Below are 2,584 nucleotides of genomic sequence, written 5' to 3'. Positions count from 1 at the left end.
GGCGTCCGGCGGCGACAAGGGCTCCTCGGCGTCCGCGGACCGCGAGGCCGGCGCCGGCCAGGACGCCGGTGCGGAGGCCGCCGCCGAGAAGAAGGCCGCCTTCGAGGGGGACGGCGACTTCCAGGTCGGCTCGGACATCAAGCCCGGCACCTACCGCACCACCGGCAACACCGACGACATGTGCTACTGGGAGCGCGCCAAGGACGCCTCCGGCGAGATGGACTCCCTGCTGGCCAACGACAACGTCAGCGGCACCGCTTACGTGACCGTCAAGGCCACCGACAAGCTCTTCTCGTCCAGCGGCTGCAACGACTGGGAGGCCGTCGGCCCCCGGGCCGAGGGCGGCTCGCCCGCCACCACGATGGCCGGCGGCGGAGGCATGTTCCGCGTCGGCGCCGACATCGCCCCGGGCACCTACAGGTCGGCCGGCAACACCGACGACATGTGCTACTGGGAGCGCGCCAAGGACGCCGAGCACTCGCTCGACTCGATCATCGCGAACGACAACGTCACCGGCACCGCCGTCGTGACCATCAGCGCCTCGGACGCCTACTTCAAGACCTCCGGCTGCCAGGACTGGAAGAAGACCGCCTGAGCCGGCGGCTCACCCGGGCCGGCCGGCCCGCACCCCTCTCCCCGCACCACCCCCGCAGAACCGCTCACCACCAAGGAACTCCCATGCGCCGTACCGCACTTGCCGCCCTCTGCCTCGCCGCCGCGACCACCGTCGGCCTCACCGGCTGCCTGCCGGGCGAGGACAAGGCGGACGACAAGCCGAAGGGACCGTTCGCCGGGCTGACCGGCGGTGAGATCGCGGACCGGTCCGTCAAGGCCACCACCGGCGCCCCGTCGCTGCGGCTGGCGGGCGAGGTGCCCGACGAGGAGAGCGGCGGCACGATCCGCTTCGACGTGGCCGTCAACAGCAAGGGGGAGTGCTCCGGCACCTTCGGCACCGGCGAGGGCAAGGCCGATCTGATCCGGACCGGCGACACCCTCTACATGCGCTACGACGAGGCGTTCCTGCGCGCCCAGTCCGAGGGCGAGCCCGAGGAGGAGACCGACGCGGTCGTGGACATGATGGCCGGCAAGTGGACCAGCATGGCCGCGACGGGCCCCGACGCCGAGGGGGTGGCGGACTTCTGCGACCTGGACCAGCTGCTCGGCGACGCCGGCGACGTGAAGTCGAACGCGGCGCGCGGCAGGACCACCACCGTCGACGGCACCCCGGCGATCGTCCTCACCGAGAAGGACGGCAAGGACAGGTACACGCTGTACGTCGCCACCCAGGGCAAGCCGTATCTGCTGCGACTGGACAGCACCACCGCCGGCGAGCGGAACTCGCTGGTCTTCAGCGACTACGGCAAGCCGGTGGCGGCCGAGAAGCCCAGCGGCGAGATCATCGACCTGGACGCGCTCGGCGGCTGAGCCACCGCCCCGTCAGGGGCTCGCGAACCACGCCCTGCAGCGGTCCTCCCCCAGGCCCTACAGGGCGTGCCGCATCCACACGTTGGGCTCGACGTACACCGCGTACCCCTGTTCCGGCTCGCACCGCACCGGCACCAGCGCGCCCGGCACCTCGACGTCGCCCGCGGTGTCGAAGGGCAGCCCGGTCCACCGGCGCCACTCCTCCAGCGAACCGGAGACGGTCATCGAGGCGGGCGCGACGGAGTGGACGACGGCCCCGGCCCGGGCGTGTACGCGCATCCAGGGATCGTACGGAAGCCCGTCGGGGCGCACCCGGCGGGCGTACTCCTCCATCGGGGTGCGCGGTTCCCGGTGCTTGGCGTTGGGGCGCACGGGGGCGACGACCTCGCCGAAGCCGAGGGCACGGGCGTTGTCGCGCATCGCCGTCAGCATCCGCGCGGACAGGCCGAGGCCCTGGGCGTGCGGGGCGACGGAGACGGAGATCGCGCTCACGGTGTCCGCGCGGACGCCCCGGCGCAGGTCCGAGAAGGCCCACAGCAGGACCGCGTCCCAGCCGCGGGCGGGCAGTTCGCCGCGACCGTCGGCGCCGAGCGCGAACGGCACGCTGAAGGCGTTCGCGACGACCTCGCCCCGCTCGTCCTCGGCGAACAGCACGTACTGCGGCAGTTCGCCGGCTATCCGCGGGAAGTGGGCCCAGCCCACCGGGTCCTGGAGCACGAACTCCGGCCAGCTGTCCACCATCGCGAAGACCCGCTCCCGCATGTCGGGACGCTCGGCCAGGCTCGACACCTTGTATTCCATGCGGGCCACCGTAGGACGGATGCCGCAGCGGCAGAACCGGTTTTCCGCCCGGCCCGGCCGCTGTTCGGCCGACCGCCCGGCCGGCGGTCCGGCCCGGCCCGGCCGCTCAGTCGGCGTGGAACCGCGGCGGTGCCTGCGTCGGGTTGCCGCCCGACGGCAGTTCCTGGTCCGGGCAGCGCGAGAGCACGCGCCGCATCGCCGCCTTCTCCGCGGCCGTCACCCACAGCCCGTACTTCTTCTTCACGGCGACCTGCGCGGCGACGTACGTGCACCGGTACGCCTTGTTCGGCGGCAGCCAGGTCGCGGCGTCGCCGTCGCCCTTGGCGCGGTTGGTGCCGGCGTCGACGGCGAGGAGGTT

Annotated in this window: 4 protein-coding genes; 2 read left to right on the top strand and 2 right to left on the bottom strand. The window is 72.9% G+C overall.

Going from position 1 to position 2,584, the window contains the following annotated elements:
- Positions 1 to 595, top strand: a 595-nt coding sequence (locus tag CCN42_RS26770) for an Rv1352/Rv1906c domain-containing protein (RefSeq protein WP_086739443.1), incomplete at its 5' end; no start/stop codon positions are given.
- 83 nt (positions 596 to 678) lie between these two features.
- Entirely contained in the window at positions 679 to 1,425 is a 747-nt protein-coding gene (locus CCN42_RS26765; RefSeq protein WP_086739442.1) for a hypothetical protein, read from the top strand.
- Between the two features lie 57 nt (positions 1,426 to 1,482).
- Here the strand turns inward: CCN42_RS26765 and CCN42_RS26760 are convergent, their stop codons facing one another.
- The gene (locus CCN42_RS26760; protein WP_211294807.1) at positions 1,483 to 2,226 is read right to left on the bottom strand and encodes an N-acetyltransferase; all 744 of its coding nucleotides are present in this window, start codon (positions 2,224 to 2,226) and stop codon (positions 1,483 to 1,485) included.
- Between the two features lie 106 nt (positions 2,227 to 2,332).
- Positions 2,333 to 2,584: HNH endonuclease family protein (locus CCN42_RS26755; RefSeq protein WP_143662018.1), on the bottom strand; the 252-nt coding region annotated here is incomplete at its 5' end.

The organism is Streptomyces glaucescens (assembly GCF_002154375.1).
Classification (GTDB): domain Bacteria; phylum Actinomycetota; class Actinomycetes; order Streptomycetales; family Streptomycetaceae; genus Streptomyces; species Streptomyces glaucescens.
Note: the sequence above shows the minus strand (reverse complement) of the source record. Positions and strands in the feature narration are given on the sequence as shown.